The following is a 14,742-nucleotide window of genomic DNA, read 5'->3' as shown; positions in this document are numbered from 1 at the left end:
TGTCCCTGAATTAATGCCACGGCATAATGGGCACCGCGCTCAGCGCGTTTTTCGGTGAACCTTCAACGACCTTATCCGAGTAGGCCAGGTAAGCCAGCGCGTTACGTTTCGCATCATAGAAACGCACCACCTGCAGTTTTTTGAACACCAGCGAGGTGCGTTTCTGGAACACCACGTCGCCCTGCGCCTTACCGTTTTTGATCTTGTCGCTCAGCTCAACCGGCCCCACCTGCTGACAGGAGATCGCCGCGTCGGAGGTGTCTTCCGCCAACCCAAGGCCCCCTTTTATCCCGCCCGTTTTTGCCCGGCTGATATAGCAGGTCACGTTCTTTACATCGGGATCGTCAAAAGCTTCGACAACAATTTTATGGTCCGGCCCGAAAACTTTGAACACGGTATCGACAGAGCCAATCTCCTCGGCCTGCACGGCGCGCCCCACTAATAACAGCAGCGTCATAACGATCAATGTCTTGTATTTCATATTGTTACCATATTTGAAGATTGAACTGCGTAATTATTCAACAATGATATAAAAAAAGCAGCAAGATCACAGCATTAGAAAATATCTCCCTGGATAACAAGGAAAATCGCATTTAAGCGCAAAAAAAACACTGAATGCTAAAACATCAAAAAATGCTATTATCCGCTAACCTGTTAGCAGGGTATCTGCTGTTTAAAGGATGAGGATAGTATATGGATCAGGCTGGAATTATTCGCGATCTTCTTACCTGGCTGGAAGGCCATCTGGATCAGCCGTTGTCACTCGATAATGTGGCGGCAAAAGCGGGATATTCTAAGTGGCATTTACAGCGGATGTTTAAGGATGTCACCGGTCATGCCATTGGCGCCTATATCCGCGCACGTCGCCTCTCCAAGTCCGCCGTGGCGCTTCGCCTGACTGCGCGTCCAATTCTGGATATCGCCTTACAGTACCGCTTTGATTCACAGCAGACCTTTACCCGCGCGTTCAAAAAACAGTTCTCGTTGACCCCTGCGCTCTACCGCCGCTCCCCGGACTGGAGTTCATTCGGTATGTGCCCGCCGCTGCGCCTTGGCGAGTTCACCCTGCCTCAGCATGAGTTCGTCACTCTGCCAGAGACGCATCTGGTCGGCACGACGCAAAGCTACTCCTGCTCGCTGGAACAGATCTCCGAATTCCGTCATCAGATGCGCGTTCAGTTCTGGCGTGATTTCCTCAGCCATGCGCCGGCCATTCCGCCGCTGCTGTATGGCCTGAACGAGACGCGTCCAAGCCTGGAAAAAGATGACGAGCAGGAAGTGTTCTATACCACCGCATTAACGCCGGAAATGGCCAATGGCTATATTCAGGGGTCGAAACCGGTCGTGCTGGAAGGCGGCGAATATGTGATGTTCACCTATGAAGGGCTGGGTACCGGCGTGCAGGACTTTATCATGACGGTGTACGGCACCTGCATGCCGATGCTGAACCTGAACCGCAGAAAGGGGCAGGATATTGAGCGTTACTATCCGTCAACGGATGTGAGACCGGAAGAACGCCCAATCGACCTGCGCTGCGAATACCTGATTCCTATCCGCCGTTAACGCTGTAGCTCATCTAACGCAGGGGCATCGAGATGCGAGATATCCCCTGCCATCTCCACAATCCAGCCTGAAGCCAGCCACGGACTTTGCTGATAGTCGATGCGGGAAAGCGAGCAGTTACGCAGACGCAGGCGACGTTCAGCCCAGGCCGGAAGCCCAAGGATGGTGCTGACCAGACAACCCAACGCCATCCCGTGACTCACCAGCAATGGCCGACTACCCTCGGGAAGATCCAGGCAGGCTGCCAGTGCCGCATGCATACGCTCGCTCAGTTCCAGCATCGATTCGCCTTGTGGAATACGGCCATCTTCGCTGCCGTTAACCAGCGTACGACGCCAGGACTCTTCTTCTTCCGTCAGGGTATCGATAAGACGCTGTTCCAGCACGCCCATATCCAGCTCACGCAGGCGGGCATCCACGGTGACATCGCAACCGCAGGCCTGCGCGATAATCTCCGCTGTGCGTCGCGTGCGACCTAAATCGCTGGCGATGATGTGGGTGATGCCCAATGTTTTGGCACGTTCGCCAACCTGCCAGGCCTGATGTTCGCCCTTGGCAGTGAGTGGACTGTCTGACTGGCCTTGAATACGTCGCTCGGCGTTCCACTGCGTTTCACCGTGGCGAACAAGGTATACCTGTAACATGCTTTTTTTCCGTTATACTGCGATGATATTTTTAGAGTTAGGCTTAATTATGCACCAGGTTGTCTCTGCTACCACTAATCCTGCCAAAATTCAGGCAATTCTAAGGGCATTTGACGAGATCTTCGGCGAAGGATCCTGCCATATTGAATCCCTCAACGTCGAGAGCGGCGTCCCGGAACAGCCAATCGGCAGCGAAGAAACCCGCGCTGGCGCACGTAACCGCGTGGCGAATGCCCGGCTTGCACGTCCACAGGCTGACTTTTGGGTCGCCATTGAAGCCGGGATCGACGAAGGGAGCACCTTCAGTTGGGTGGTGATCGAGAGCGCTGAACAGCGCGGCGAAGCCCGCTCCGCCACCCTGCCGCTCCCGGAGGTGATTCTGGATAAAGTGCGCGAAGGGGAAGCCCTTGGGCCGGTGATGTCGAAATACACCGGCATTGATGAGATTGGGCGCAAAGAGGGGGCGATTGGGGTCTTTACCGCCGGGGCGCTGACGCGCTCAAGCGTTTACCATCAGGCGGTGATCCTGGCGTTAAGTCCGTTTCATAACGCGATATACAGGTAATTACGCCTTATCCGGCCTACGGTACACACGTCTTGTGTAGGCCTGATAAGCGCAGCGCCATCAGGCGTTTTTCAGCAGCACCTGTTCCAGCCACTGGCGCAATTCAACCGGCGCCGATTTCAGGCTGTTCGATCCGCGGGTGATGGTGGCGATCCCCGCCCCCAGCTCGCTTTTCAGCTCGCGCTGGCTCATCTCACCGCGCAGCAGCTCCTCGATGATCCGCACCCGGGTGCCCAGCGCCTCGCGCTCGTCGGGGGTCAGCATCAGCTGCAGCAGCGGCAGATGCAGATCCTGTTCATAAGACTGACGAAGCAGCTCCACAAAACGAAGCCACTCCTGATGACGTTGCTCGGCCATCGCCGATGAATAAGGGGAATGCTGGGTCATGTTATGCCGCCTTTCGTACTCTTAAACGAGTACAAGCATAACATAACCCCACCGATCAGTAACGTCGCTGCCACTCACTGTCGCTCATCAGGGTATCTTTCTCTCCCATGAAGTAGCGATAGTAAGCATCATACGCCAGGACGTTCTTCACATAGCCGCGGGTTTCTGAGAACGGAATGCTCTCGACAAACGCCACCGCGTCAATGCGGCCGGCACTGTTGCCAAGCCAGGTGCGCACGCGGCCCGGACCGGCGTTATAGGCCGCCGAGGCGAAGATACGGTTATCGCCGAACTGGTCGTAGACGCTCTGCAGATAGGTGGTGCCAATATTGATATTGGTCTCCGGATCCAGCAGCTGCGACGGGCTGGTGTAACCCGGGATACTAAACTTCTTCACCGTATGGGCGGCGGTGGCGGGCATCACCTGCATCAGACCGCTGGCCCCCACCGGCGAGCGCACTTTCGGGTTCCAGGCGCTCTCCTGACGGGCAATCGCCATCGCATAGCTCTGCGGGATAGTTTTGCCGCGGGTATAGCGTTCGAACAGATCCTTATAGGCCAGCGGGAAACGCTCCTCGAGATGATCCCACAGCTTACCGGCGATCGTCGCCTGGACGCTGAGATCCCACCAGTGATTATCAAAGGCATAGCGCGCCAGTTGCGCTTTTTCGTCGATGGTGCGGCTGGTGACCAGGTTCGCCCATTCGCTGCGGGCGGTGTTGTCCAGATTCCAGTACATCAGCTCGCGCACCCGCGCCATCTCCGGCCCCTGCACCAGCGCCGCATTCACACCGGACGGCGCTTTATCAATCTTTAAGGTGTACTCCTCGCCGAGCCGCTGGGCCGCGACCATCGGATAGAAACCGCGCTGCTGCATCAGGCTGTGCAGAATCGATTTCGCCTCCTCCTCACGCCCCCGCTCCAGCAGAAGATCCGCCTGCCAGTAGCGCCACTCGTCCTTCTCTTTCGCCTCCATCGGCAAGCGCGCCAGCCAGGTGTTCAGGCCGCGGCGATCGCCATTCCCCAACGCCATGCGCACGCGGCGCTCCACCAGCGAGGTGGACTGCGAACGCATGATGGCGTCATCGCGCCAGCGCGCCTGTTCATCGGTGACATCGCTGCCCATCAGTCGCCACGCCACGATATCGCGCAGCTCCTGGGTCTGATCCTCATTGAGCTGCTGCGCCTGGGCAAGGGATGGGATCATCAACCGGGCGTTTTCCACGTCGTCCCGCGCCACGCTGGTGAACGCCACTGCCGCCATCTGGCGGGTAAAATCGGTGGCGCCCGTGGTGCGGGCAAAGTCCATCACCGTCTTCGGATCGTTCGCCAGCTGGATCAGCGCGCTGGAGATGGTCTGATACTCCGGCGGCATCTGTCCGGCGAGCGCGGTCACCAGACGGGTGTTGCCCGCTTTCATCGCCAGACGGATGCGCTCCAGATACGCTAAAGGATCCTGCTTGCCGGAGGCGCGCCAGGCGCCGAACAGCGAGTCGCAGGCGTTGGGCTGGCTTTTACCGGTGAGCCATAGCGCTTTGGCGCCGTTCCAGGCCTCTTCCTGCTGGCCTGTCGCCCACTTCGCGTAGTAGTAGTTACACTGCGCTTCGGTGGTACCGGGTTTTTCAGGGCTAAAGGCCAGCAGGCCGCGCCAGTCTTCACGGCGGGCCAGCTCGTTGACAAAGCGCGACTGTAGGGTACGCGCCGGAGGCAGCGTCGGGTTGGCCTGGATAAAGTTTTGGACGGTGATCGTCGGCTGGTTCATCAGATCGTCGGTGAGCTGGCGGTATTCCAGATAGGGGTAGAGCGGGTAATCTTTCAACGTCGGCATCAGGGCCTGCACCGTCTCCATCTGTCGCTGATCCCATGCCTGTTTGATCTGGGCATAGCGGTTACGTTGTTCATCCAGTGAATCGGCTCGCGCCGCGCTGCTGATGGTCAGCACGCAGACGCTGGCAGCCAACAGTCGCCAGCCCACTTGTTTGGCTTTTACCACACGCTCATCCTCTGTTAATCGTCATTAAATGCAGCATCGTGCCGCGCAAAAACGTAATTAACTTATGCTAACCAGGCATCCCGCAACGCGCCACGTTACCGACACATTTTTACCTTTCTTGCGCGTTTTAACACTCCTGCCGTCGATGGCTGGGATTAGGCGGGGAAAAAGGCTACACTTCGCCACTATTCTCATCACGATAAAAGAGGCGAAGTCCAACGTGGCTCAATTCGTTTATACCATGCATCGTGTCGGCAAAGTGGTACCGCCGAAACGTCATATTCTTAAAAATATCTCGCTGAGCTTCTTCCCGGGCGCAAAAATTGGTGTGCTGGGTCTCAACGGTGCCGGTAAGTCCACCTTGCTGCGCATCATGGCGGGCATCGATACAGAGATCGAAGGTGAAGCCCGTCCGCAGCCTGGCCTCAAAATCGGTTACCTGCCCCAGGAACCGCAGCTGAACCCGGAGCACACCGTTCGTGAATCTGTTGAAGAAGCCGTTTCCGAAGTGGTTAACGCGCTGAAAGGTCTGGACGAGGTGTACGCGAAGTACGCAGAGCCGGATGCAGACTTCGATAAGCTCGCGGCCCAGCAGGGTAAATATGAAGAGATCATCCAGGCACACGACGGTCATAACCTGAACGTGCAGCTGGAGCGTGCGGCCGATGCCCTGCGCCTGCCAGACTGGGATGCAAAAATCGCCAACCTCTCCGGTGGTGAGCGCCGCCGCGTCGCGCTGTGCCGTCTGCTGCTGGAAAAGCCAGACATGCTGCTGCTCGACGAACCCACCAACCACCTGGATGCGGAATCTGTGGCGTGGCTGGAACGCTTCCTGCACGACTTCGAAGGCACCGTTGTGGCGATCACCCACGACCGTTACTTCCTTGATAACGTTGCCGGCTGGATCCTGGAGCTGGACCGCGGGGAAGGTATTCCGTGGGAAGGTAACTACTCCTCCTGGCTGGAGCAGAAAGATCAGCGTCTGGCGCAGGAAGCTTCTCAGGAAGCGGCCCGTCGCAAATCCATTGAGAAAGAGCTGGAGTGGGTTCGTCAGGGCACTAAAGGCCGTCAGTCTAAGGGCAAAGCCCGTCTGGCGCGCTTCGAAGAGCTGAACAACACCGAATACCAGAAACGTAACGAAACCAACGAACTGTTTATTCCACCTGGAGCCCGTCTGGGTGACAAAGTGGTTGAAGTCAGCAACCTGCGTAAATCCTACGGCGACCGCGTGCTGATCGACGATCTGAGCTTCTCGGTACCGAAAGGCGCGATCGTCGGCATCATCGGTCCGAACGGCGCGGGTAAATCGACCCTGTTCCGCATGATGTCCGGTCAGGAACAGCCTGACAGCGGCACCATCACCCTCGGCGAAACCGTGAAGCTGGCCTCCGTGGATCAGTTCCGCGACGCAATGGATAACAGCAAAACCGTCTGGGAAGAAGTTTCCGGCGGCCTGGATATCATGCGTATCGGCAACACCGAAATGCCAAGCCGCGCCTATGTGGGCCGCTTTAACTTTAAAGGGGTTGATCAGGGTAAACGCGTGGGCGAGCTGTCCGGCGGTGAGCGTGGTCGTCTGCATCTGGCAAAACTGCTGCAGGTTGGCGGTAACATGCTGCTGCTCGATGAACCGACCAACGACCTCGACATCGAAACCCTGCGCGCGCTGGAAAACGCCCTGCTGGAGTTCCCGGGCTGCGCCATGGTGATCTCCCACGACCGTTGGTTCCTCGACCGTATCGCAACCCACATTCTGGATTACCAAGATGAGGGTAAAGTGGAGTTCTTCGAAGGTAACTTCACCGAATACGAAGAGTACAAGAAACGCACGCTGGGCGCTGACGCGCTGGAGCCAAAGCGTATCAAGTACAAGCGTATCGCCAAGTAAAGGCAAAACGGCAACCCACGGGTTGCCGTTTTTATGTGTGCCGGGTGGCGGCTTCGCCTTACCCGGCCTACGGTTTTGTCGGCCCGGCAAGCAGAGCGGCAGAGGGCTTACCCCTTCTCGCCCATCATCTCTTTCACCAGCTCCACGCAGCGCAGGAATCGGTTGTCATAGTCCGCCTCTTCCACATGCACAAAGTCGATATTGTTCGCTTCAAGCATCTCCACCAGCATGGTCTGGAACTCTCTCCTGTCCACCGAGCTGCCCAGGCTGCGCATCCCGTCCGCCACCCAGGGGGTGTTGTTCTCCAGCAGAATCACTAAGTCGAAGCGGTACTCGTCGATCAGTGCCTGCACAAACGGGTGCTCGCGCCCTTCATATTTTTTACAGAACGCCTGGGTGGTGACGAAATCGGTATCGACAAACGCCACTTTATTGGCGTATTTCACCGCAAAATCAATGTACTGGGCGTGCCCCAGTGCAATCTTGTCGTAGTCGGAATATTGCAGCGCCATCTCGTCGCCGCCGAGGTGCGAGAAGACGTAATCCCGGCCATACTCCCAGGCGCTGGTGGTGTTGAAGATGTTCGCCAGCTTGTTGACCAGCGTGGACTTACCGCTGGACTCACCGCCGAGGATCGCCACGGTGCGCACGAAGAACGGCTTCACTTCCGTCGGGATGTATTCCCAGTAGCGGAACGGGTTTTCGCGGATCTGGGCGCCACTGATATTCATAAAGGTGCGTTTAGGGTCGATCAGCACCGTTTCCGTGCCCAGATGTTCGGGATACTGCGAAGCGTCAGACTCTTCAGAGGTGTAGATCCAGTTTGGCTGGATCCCTTTCTCTTCCATAAAGGCTTTTATACCGTTGCTCCAGACATCCCAGCCGTGGGGATAGGGCTCCATCCCCTCTTCGTTAAAGGCATGAATGCGGATGTTTTTCTGGTACTTGAAGGTCTGAAGCAGCCAGCGCAGGCGGTCCGGGACGGTGGGCTGCTGGGACATGGCGCTCGCTTCAAACAGCTCGCGGTCGCGCTTGTCGTCGTAGCCCATGATGATGTGCAGCTCGTCCACCTGGCTACAGGCGCGCTGGATGAGGTAGATATGCCCGGTATGCAGCGGATAAAACTTGCCGAACACCACGCCGATGTTCTTCTGCATACGTGGAAATTCAAGCCCCAGAAAGCGGTGCAGCGCTTCCAGCTTCTGCGCGCTGGGGCTTTTGATTTTGGCATTCAGCAGCTGGCTTAAATAGCCCTTGGTCATACCGCTGGCTTCCGCCACCTGCTGCAAGGTGCAGCCTTTCTGGCGGATCGCGGTCTTAATATAGTCAAATGACGACATAAATTATGGTGCCTCCTGCAACATCGACCAGGTAATTATAAGTCGTCAAAGACATTTAACGCATCAGCAAGTTTTTTCACGCCAAAGACCTTCATCCCTTCCGGCACCTTTTTCGGCACGTTGGCGGCGGGGACAATCGCCCGGCGGAAGCCATGTTTTGCCGCCTCGGAGATGCGCTCCTGACCACTCGGCACCGGGCGGATTTCGCCGGCCAGGCCGACCTCGCCAAAGACCACCAGATCCTGCGGCAACGGACGGTCGCGCAGGCTGGAGACCATCGCCAGCAGCAGCGCCAGGTCGGCGCTGGTTTCGGTGACCTTCACGCCGCCGACCACGTTGACAAACACATCCTGATCCGCCATCTGCAGGCCGCCGTGACGGTGCAGCACCGCCAGCAAAATTGCCAGACGGTTTTGCTCCAGCCCCACCGCCACGCGACGGGGATTGCCCATCATCGAGTGATCGACCAGAGCCTGGATCTCCACCAGCAGCGGGCGCGTCCCTTCCCAGACCACCATTACCGAGCTGCCGGAGGTGACTTCGTCGCCGCGGCTCAGGAAGATGGCTGACGGGTTGCTCACTTCACGCAGCCCCTGCTCGGTCATGGCAAAGACGCCCAGCTCATTCACCGCGCCAAAGCGGTTCTTATGGCTGCGCAGGGTACGGAAACGGGTATCGGCATCGCCATCCAGCATCACGGAGCAGTCGATACAGTGCTCCAGCACTTTCGGCCCCGCCAGGGCGCCATCTTTGGTGACGTGGCCGACCATGATGATCGCCACGCCGCGCGTTTTCGCAAAGCGCGTCAGATAGGCGGCAGTTTCGCGCACCTGGGCGACGCTCCCCGGCGACGACTGGATGTCTGCCATGTGCATCACCTGAATGGAGTCGATCACCATCAGCTTCGGCTGCTCTTCTTCAGCAATCATGCAGATCTGCTCGATGCTGGTTTCGGAGAGCATATTCAGCTCGCTGGTGGGCAGCCCCAGCCGGTGGGCACGCATCGCCACCTGCTGCAGCGACTCTTCCCCGGTGACGTAGAGCGTTTTCATCTGCGCCGCGAGCTTGCAGAGGGTTTGCAGCAGCAGGGTCGATTTCCCGGCGCCCGGGTTCCCGCCAATCAGAATGGCGCTGCCCGGCACCACGCCGCCGCCCAGCACCCGGTCAAACTCTTTAAAACCGGTTGAGAAGCGCGGCAGGGCTTCAAGGCTGATGTCGGAGAGCTTCTGGACTTTCGATACGCCTGCGTTGCCCGCATAACCGCTCAGACGCTCGTTACGGGCTACGGTGGGTGAAGCGGCAACTCCGCGCACTTCGGTGATGGTGTTCCAGGCATGACAGGCGCTGCACTGCCCCTGCCAGCGCGGATAATCCGCACCACATTCATTACAGACAAATGCGCGTTTTGGAGCTTTCGCCACGTTTTACCTCTTTATTTCTGGTTTACGCTGCCAGAGAGAATGCAGAACACCCCCATCAGGTCAGCATGACGGATAGTGACTTCCGTCTTTTCGTTCACGGTCGGTTTGGCATGGTAGGCGATGCCAAGCCCGGCCACTTTAATCATCGGCAGATCGTTCGCGCCGTCGCCAATGGCCACCGTCTGGGCAACCGGGATCTCATATTTTTCCGCCAGACGCGTCAGGGTGTTGGCCTTGAACTGGGCATCAACGATATCGCCAACCACGTTTCCGGTCAGTTTGCCGTCGCGGATCTCCAGCTCGTTGGCGACCACCGCGTCCAGGCGCAGCTTGTCACGCAGATACTCGGCAAAGAAGGTGAACCCGCCGGAGGCGATGGCCACTTTCCAGCCCAGGGTTTCCAGCTTCAGCACCAGCTGCACCAGCCCCGGCATCAGGGGGAGCTTTTCCCGGACCTGCATCAGGATATTCGCGTCGGCATCTTTCAGGGTCGCCACGCGCTGTTTCAGGCTGGCGGTGAAGTCCAGTTCGCCGCGCATGGCGCGTTCGGTCACTTCAGCCACCATCTCGCCGGTACCCGCCAGTTTAGCAATTTCGTCGATGCACTCGATCTGGATGGCGGTTGAATCCATGTCCATCACCAGCAAGCCCGGCGTTTTCAGGTGCGGGATTTTACCCAACGGCGCGACATCGAGACCCGCATCATGCGCCAGACGGGTGGCACGCTGGGTCAGGGAATCGGCCAGACGAATCACCTGATAATCTTCCACACACCAGGCCGCCACGATCACCATTGCCGCGCCCAGCTTGCGCTGATACGTCGTTAACTGCTGTTTATCCAGGCCGCGTCCATACAGCAGCCAGCCGCTACGACCAGCATGGTAATCCAGTGGCATTACCTCATCACCACTTAATGAGAGCGGCAATCCTGGCCAGAGAGAGAGATCATTGGGCAGGTCGCACCAGGTAATGTTTGGCATTAAAGCTCCTGTAAAATCGTTCGCGCCGGGAATCATCCAGGGGAGGGAAAATAACGCATGAGGCTACCTTGTAACCATCACTTCTGGCAACATTAACCCCGAAAATTTTCAGCAGGTGGAATATGGCTCGTGCAAAACTGAAATTCCGGCTTCATCGTGCCGTGATTGTCCTCTCCTGTCTCGCCCTGTTAGTGGCGCTGATGCAGGGCGCATCGTGGTTCAGCCAGAATCATCAACGGCAGCGTAATCCGCAGCTTGAAGAGCTGGCGCACACCCTTGCGCGTCAGGTGTCGCTCAACATCGCCCCGCTGATGCGCACCGAAACGCCGGATGAAAAGCGCATCACCCAGGTGCTGCATCTTCTGACGGAAGAGAGCCGCATCCTGGATGCCAGCGTTTACGATGAAGAAGGAGCCCTGATTGCCCGCTCCGGCGAGCATGTCGACGTGCGCGACAGGCTGGCGCTGGATGGTAAAAAAGCGGGCGGCTACTTTAACCAGCAGCTGGTGGAGCCGATTCAGGGTAAAAACGGCCCGCTCGGCTATCTGCGTCTGACACTCGACACCCATACTTTGGCCACCGAGGCCAAGCAGGTGGATAACACCACCAATATTCTGCGCCTGATGCTGCTGTTGTCGCTGGCGATCGGCGTGGTGCTGACCCGCACGCTGCTGCAGGGCAAACGCACCCGCTGGCAGCAGTCGCCATTCCTGCTCACCGCCAGTAAATCGGTGCCTGAAGAGGAAGAGAGCGAAAAGAAAAGCGAGTGATTGAGTCGATAACCGTTTCAGGAGAGGAAATCTGCATGTCTACATTGCGTCTGCTTATCTCAGATTCATACGATCCCTGGTTTAACCTTGCGGTAGAAGAGTGCATCTTCCGCCAGATGCCCGCCACGCAGCGGGTGCTGTTCCTGTGGCGCAACGCCGACACGGTGGTCATTGGCCGGGCGCAAAACCCGTGGAAAGAGTGCAACACGCGGCGCATGGAAGAGGACAATGTGCGCCTGGCCCGTCGCAGCAGCGGCGGCGGCGCGGTATTCCACGACCTCGGCAACACCTGCTTTACCTTTATGGCCGGAAAGCCGGAGTACGACAAAACCATCTCCACCAGCATCGTACTGAACGCGTTGCAGGCGCTGGGGGCCACGGCGGAAGCCTCCGGGCGCAACGACCTGGTGGTAAAAACAGATGAAGGTGACCGGAAGGTCTCCGGCTCGGCCTATCGCGAAACGATGGACCGGGGTTTCCATCACGGCACCCTGTTATTAAATGCCGATCTTAGCCGCCTGGCGAACTACCTCAATCCCGACCAGAAAAAGTTGCAGGCCAAGGGCATTACCTCGGTACGCGGACGGGTTGCCAATCTGGTGGATCTGCTGCCGGGCATCACCCATGAGCGGATCTGCGATGCTATCCGCGAGGCGTTTTTTGCCCATTACGGCGAGCGGGTTGAAGCCGAACTCATTTCACCTGACAAGACGCCGGATCTGCCGAACTTTGCCGAAACCTTTGCCCGCCAGAGCAGCTGGGAGTGGAACTTCGGTCAGGCGCCTGCCTTCTCGCACCTGCTGGATGAGCGCTTTACGTGGGGCGGCGTGGAGCTGCACTTCGACGTCGAGAAGGGCCATATCTCGCGTACCCAGGTCTTTACCGACAGCCTGAACCCGGCGCCGTTAGAGGCGCTGGCGGCGCGTTTGCAGGGCTGTTTGTACCGTGCGGATAGGCTGCAACAAGAGTGCGATGCCCTGATCGGCGATTTCCCGGAACAGGAAAAAGAGCTGCGGGAGTTGTCAGCCTGGATTGCGCGGGCGGTACGCTAACAAAAAGCCCGCTTGCGCGGGCCTGTAATCGTAGGCCGGGTAAGCCGAAGCCGCCACCCGGCAGAACAGATCTTACTCTTTATCGCCTAGCAGGACGGATTCCAGCGCGATCTTGATCATGTCGTTGAAGGTGGTCTGACGCTCAGCGGCAGTGGTCTGCTCGTGAGTACGGATGTGGTCAGACACGGTGCAGATGGTCAGGGCTTTCGCACCGAACTCAGCCGCCACACCGTAGATACCCGCCGCTTCCATCTCCACGCCCAGGATGCCATATTTCTCCATCACGTCGAACATCTCGCCGCCGTCTGGCGCGTAGAAGAGGTCCGCAGAGAAGATGTTACCCACGCGCGCGTCCACGCCCAGCGCTTTGGCGGCGTCAACGGCGTTACGCACCATATCAAAGTCGGCAATCGCCGCGAAGTCATGGTCTTTGAAACGCATGCGGTTAACTTTGGAGTCGGTGCAGGCGCCCATGCCGATCACGATGTCACGCAGCTTAACGTCCATACGCACGGCGCCGCAGGAGCCGACGCGGATGATTTTCTTCACGCCGAAATCGGTGATCAGCTCTTTGGTGTAGATGGAGCAGGATGGGATACCCATACCGTGACCCATAACGGAAATTTTGCGGCCTTTGTAGGTACCGGTGAAGCCCAGCATGCCGCGAACGTTGTTCACTTCACGCACATCTTCGAGGAAGGTTTCGGCGATGTGCTTCGCGCGCAGCGGGTCGCCCGGCATCAATACGACGTCAGCGAAATCACCCATCTCTGCATTAATGTGAGGAGTTGCCATCTTCAGTTCCCTTATTAGTATGTTGTTTTGCCGGGCGGCGGCTGCGCCTTACCCGGCCTACAAAAAACGTAAGCCCGGCAAGCCACGCGCCGCCGGGCAGCGTCATCAGAACATGGCTTTGCCATATTCCATGTCAGACGTACCAAAGTATTTTGCAATCGTCTGGCCGATATCCGCGAAAGTTTCACGATGGCCCAGAGAGCCTGGTTTCACTTTCGGACCGTAGACCAGCACCGGAATGTGCTCGCGGGTGTGGTCGGTACCGGTCCAGGTTGGGTCGCAGCCGTGGTCGGCGGTCAGGATCAGAATGTCATCTTCACCCACCAGCTCCATCAGCTCCGGCAGACGGCGGTCGAACAGCTCCAGACCGGCAGCATAACCTGCAACGTCGCGACGGTGGCCCCAGGAGGAGTCGAAGTCCACGAAGTTGGTAAAGACGATGGTGTTATCACCCGCCTCTTTCATCTCTTTGACGGTGGCGTCGAACAGCGCATCCAGACCGGTGGCTTTCACTTTTTTGGTGATGCCGCAGTTGGCGTAGATATCGGCGATCTTACCGACAGAGACCACCTGGCCCCCTTTCTCATCAACCAGTTTCTGCAGCACGGTCGGCGCTGGCGGTTCAACGGCCAGGTCGTGACGGTTACCGGTACGCTGGAAGTTGCCCGGCTTGTCACCCACAAACGGACGCGCGATCACGCGGCCAATGTTGTAGCCGCCTTCAGTCAGCTCTTCACGGGCGATTTCGCACAGCTCGTACAGGCGATCCAGACCAAAGGTCTCTTCGTGGCAGGCAATCTGGAACACGGAGTCAGCGGAGGTGTAGAAAATCGGCTTCCCGGTTTTCATGTGCTCTTCGCCGAGCTGATCCAGAATGACGGTACCGGAAGAGTGGCAGTTGCCGAGGTAACCCGGCAGGTTCGCACGCTCAACCAGCTTATCGAGCAGCTCCTGCGGGAAGCTGTTTTCGTGATCGGAGAAATAGCCCCAGTCAAACAGAACCGGCACACCGGCGATTTCCCAGTGACCTGACGGGGTGTCTTTCCCGGAAGAGAGCTCGTGCGCCCAGGCGTACGCGCCCACCACTTCCGCGTTAGCGTCCATACCGGCGGCAACGTTGCCGGTAGAACCTTCGTGGGCCTTAACCAGACCCAGGCGGGTCAGGTTTGGCAGATTCAGAGGGCCCTGACGACCGTTGTTCGCTTCGCCTTTTGCACAGGCTTCAGCAATGTGACCCATGGTGTCTGCACCGTTGTCACCAAAGCGATCTGCATCTTCTGTAGCGCCGATGCCGAAAGAGTCCAGCACCATAATAAATGCACGTTTCATATGTTCTCCGTACTC

General features: G+C 57.9%; 14 protein-coding genes. 5 read left to right on the top strand and 9 right to left on the bottom strand.

Features of this window, described 5'->3' with window-relative positions; genetic code table 11:
• Positions 1–10 precede the first annotated feature (10 nt).
• On the bottom strand, positions 11–481 hold the full coding sequence (creA, locus tag WFM46_RS02485) for a protein CreA (protein ID WP_103178190.1): 471 nt from the start codon (positions 479–481) through the stop codon (positions 11–13).
• Between the two features lie 212 nt (positions 482–693).
• Here creA and robA point away from each other — a divergent pair, with 212 nt between their 5' ends.
• Positions 694–1,563: an MDR efflux pump AcrAB transcriptional activator RobA gene (gene robA / locus WFM46_RS02480; protein WP_290503515.1), complete on the top strand. Its 870-nt coding sequence runs from the start codon at positions 694–696 to the stop codon at positions 1,561–1,563.
• On the opposite strand, the gene gpmB is transcribed toward robA, so the two are convergent.
• Complete coding sequence (gene gpmB / locus WFM46_RS02475) at positions 1,560–2,207, bottom strand: 2,3-diphosphoglycerate-dependent phosphoglycerate mutase GpmB (protein WP_103178188.1); 648 nt, start codon at positions 2,205–2,207, stop codon at positions 1,560–1,562. The genes robA and gpmB overlap by 4 nt on opposite strands.
• Positions 2,208–2,256: 49 nt before the next feature.
• On the opposite strand from gpmB, the gene yjjX reads away from it, so the two are divergent.
• The gene (gene yjjX / locus WFM46_RS02470) at positions 2,257–2,772 is read left to right on the top strand and encodes an inosine/xanthosine triphosphatase (protein WP_156653893.1); all 516 of its coding nucleotides are present in this window, start codon (positions 2,257–2,259) and stop codon (positions 2,770–2,772) included.
• Positions 2,773–2,832: 60 nt separating this feature from the next.
• Here the strand turns inward: yjjX and trpR are convergent, their stop codons facing one another.
• Positions 2,833–3,159 carry a trp operon repressor gene (gene trpR / locus WFM46_RS02465; RefSeq protein ID WP_103178187.1) on the bottom strand — a complete coding sequence of 109 codons (327 nt, stop codon included), beginning with the start codon at positions 3,157–3,159 and terminating at the stop codon, positions 2,833–2,835.
• 55 nt (positions 3,160–3,214) lie between these two features.
• Complete coding sequence (gene sltY / locus WFM46_RS02460; RefSeq protein WP_336997009.1) at positions 3,215–5,152, bottom strand: murein transglycosylase; 1,938 nt, start codon at positions 5,150–5,152, stop codon at positions 3,215–3,217.
• Between the two features lie 220 nt (positions 5,153–5,372).
• Between sltY and ettA the strand changes: the two genes are divergently transcribed.
• Entirely contained in the window at positions 5,373–7,040 is a 1,668-nt protein-coding gene (gene ettA / locus WFM46_RS02455) for an energy-dependent translational throttle protein EttA (RefSeq protein WP_103178185.1), read from the top strand.
• A 107-nt stretch (positions 7,041–7,147) separates the two neighbouring features.
• Here ettA and nadR read toward each other — a convergent pair whose 3' ends face one another.
• From nadR to serB, 3 genes are read right to left on the bottom strand one after another with little or no spacing between them, the layout of a single operon-like run.
• The gene (gene nadR / locus WFM46_RS02450) at positions 7,148–8,380 is read right to left on the bottom strand and encodes a multifunctional transcriptional regulator/nicotinamide-nucleotide adenylyltransferase/ribosylnicotinamide kinase NadR (RefSeq protein ID WP_103178184.1); all 1,233 of its coding nucleotides are present in this window, start codon (positions 8,378–8,380) and stop codon (positions 7,148–7,150) included.
• 35 nt (positions 8,381–8,415) lie between these two features.
• Entirely contained in the window at positions 8,416–9,801 is a 1,386-nt protein-coding gene (gene radA / locus WFM46_RS02445) for a DNA repair protein RadA (RefSeq protein WP_103823183.1), read from the bottom strand.
• A gap of 11 nt (positions 9,802–9,812) precedes the next feature.
• Complete coding sequence (gene serB / locus WFM46_RS02440; protein WP_336997008.1) at positions 9,813–10,781, bottom strand: phosphoserine phosphatase; 969 nt, start codon at positions 10,779–10,781, stop codon at positions 9,813–9,815.
• Between the two features lie 122 nt (positions 10,782–10,903).
• Here serB and WFM46_RS02435 point away from each other — a divergent pair, with 122 nt between their 5' ends.
• Both WFM46_RS02435 and lplA read left to right on the top strand, forming a co-directional pair.
• Positions 10,904–11,551 carry a YtjB family periplasmic protein gene (locus tag WFM46_RS02435; RefSeq protein WP_103178181.1) on the top strand — a complete coding sequence of 216 codons (648 nt, stop codon included), beginning with the start codon at positions 10,904–10,906 and terminating at the stop codon, positions 11,549–11,551.
• A gap of 35 nt (positions 11,552–11,586) precedes the next feature.
• Positions 11,587–12,603, top strand: coding sequence for a lipoate--protein ligase LplA (gene lplA / locus WFM46_RS02430; RefSeq protein WP_103178180.1), 1,017 nt, complete (start codon positions 11,587–11,589; stop codon positions 12,601–12,603).
• A 72-nt stretch (positions 12,604–12,675) separates the two neighbouring features.
• Here the strand turns inward: lplA and deoD are convergent, their stop codons facing one another.
• Positions 12,676–13,398 (bottom strand): purine-nucleoside phosphorylase, encoded by a 723-nt coding sequence (gene deoD / locus WFM46_RS02425; RefSeq protein ID WP_103178178.1) that lies wholly within the window; start codon positions 13,396–13,398, stop codon positions 12,676–12,678.
• Positions 13,399–13,503: 105 nt separating this feature from the next.
• Entirely contained in the window at positions 13,504–14,727 is a 1,224-nt protein-coding gene (deoB, locus tag WFM46_RS02420) for a phosphopentomutase (RefSeq protein ID WP_103178177.1), read from the bottom strand.
• Positions 14,728–14,742: the final 15 nt, after the last annotated feature.

It is taken from the genome of Leclercia sp. M50, from assembly GCF_037150775.1.
In the GTDB taxonomy this organism is placed as follows: domain Bacteria; phylum Pseudomonadota; class Gammaproteobacteria; order Enterobacterales; family Enterobacteriaceae; genus Enterobacter.
The sequence above is the reverse complement of the archived record's forward strand: the minus strand, read 5'-3'. Positions and strand labels throughout refer to the sequence as shown.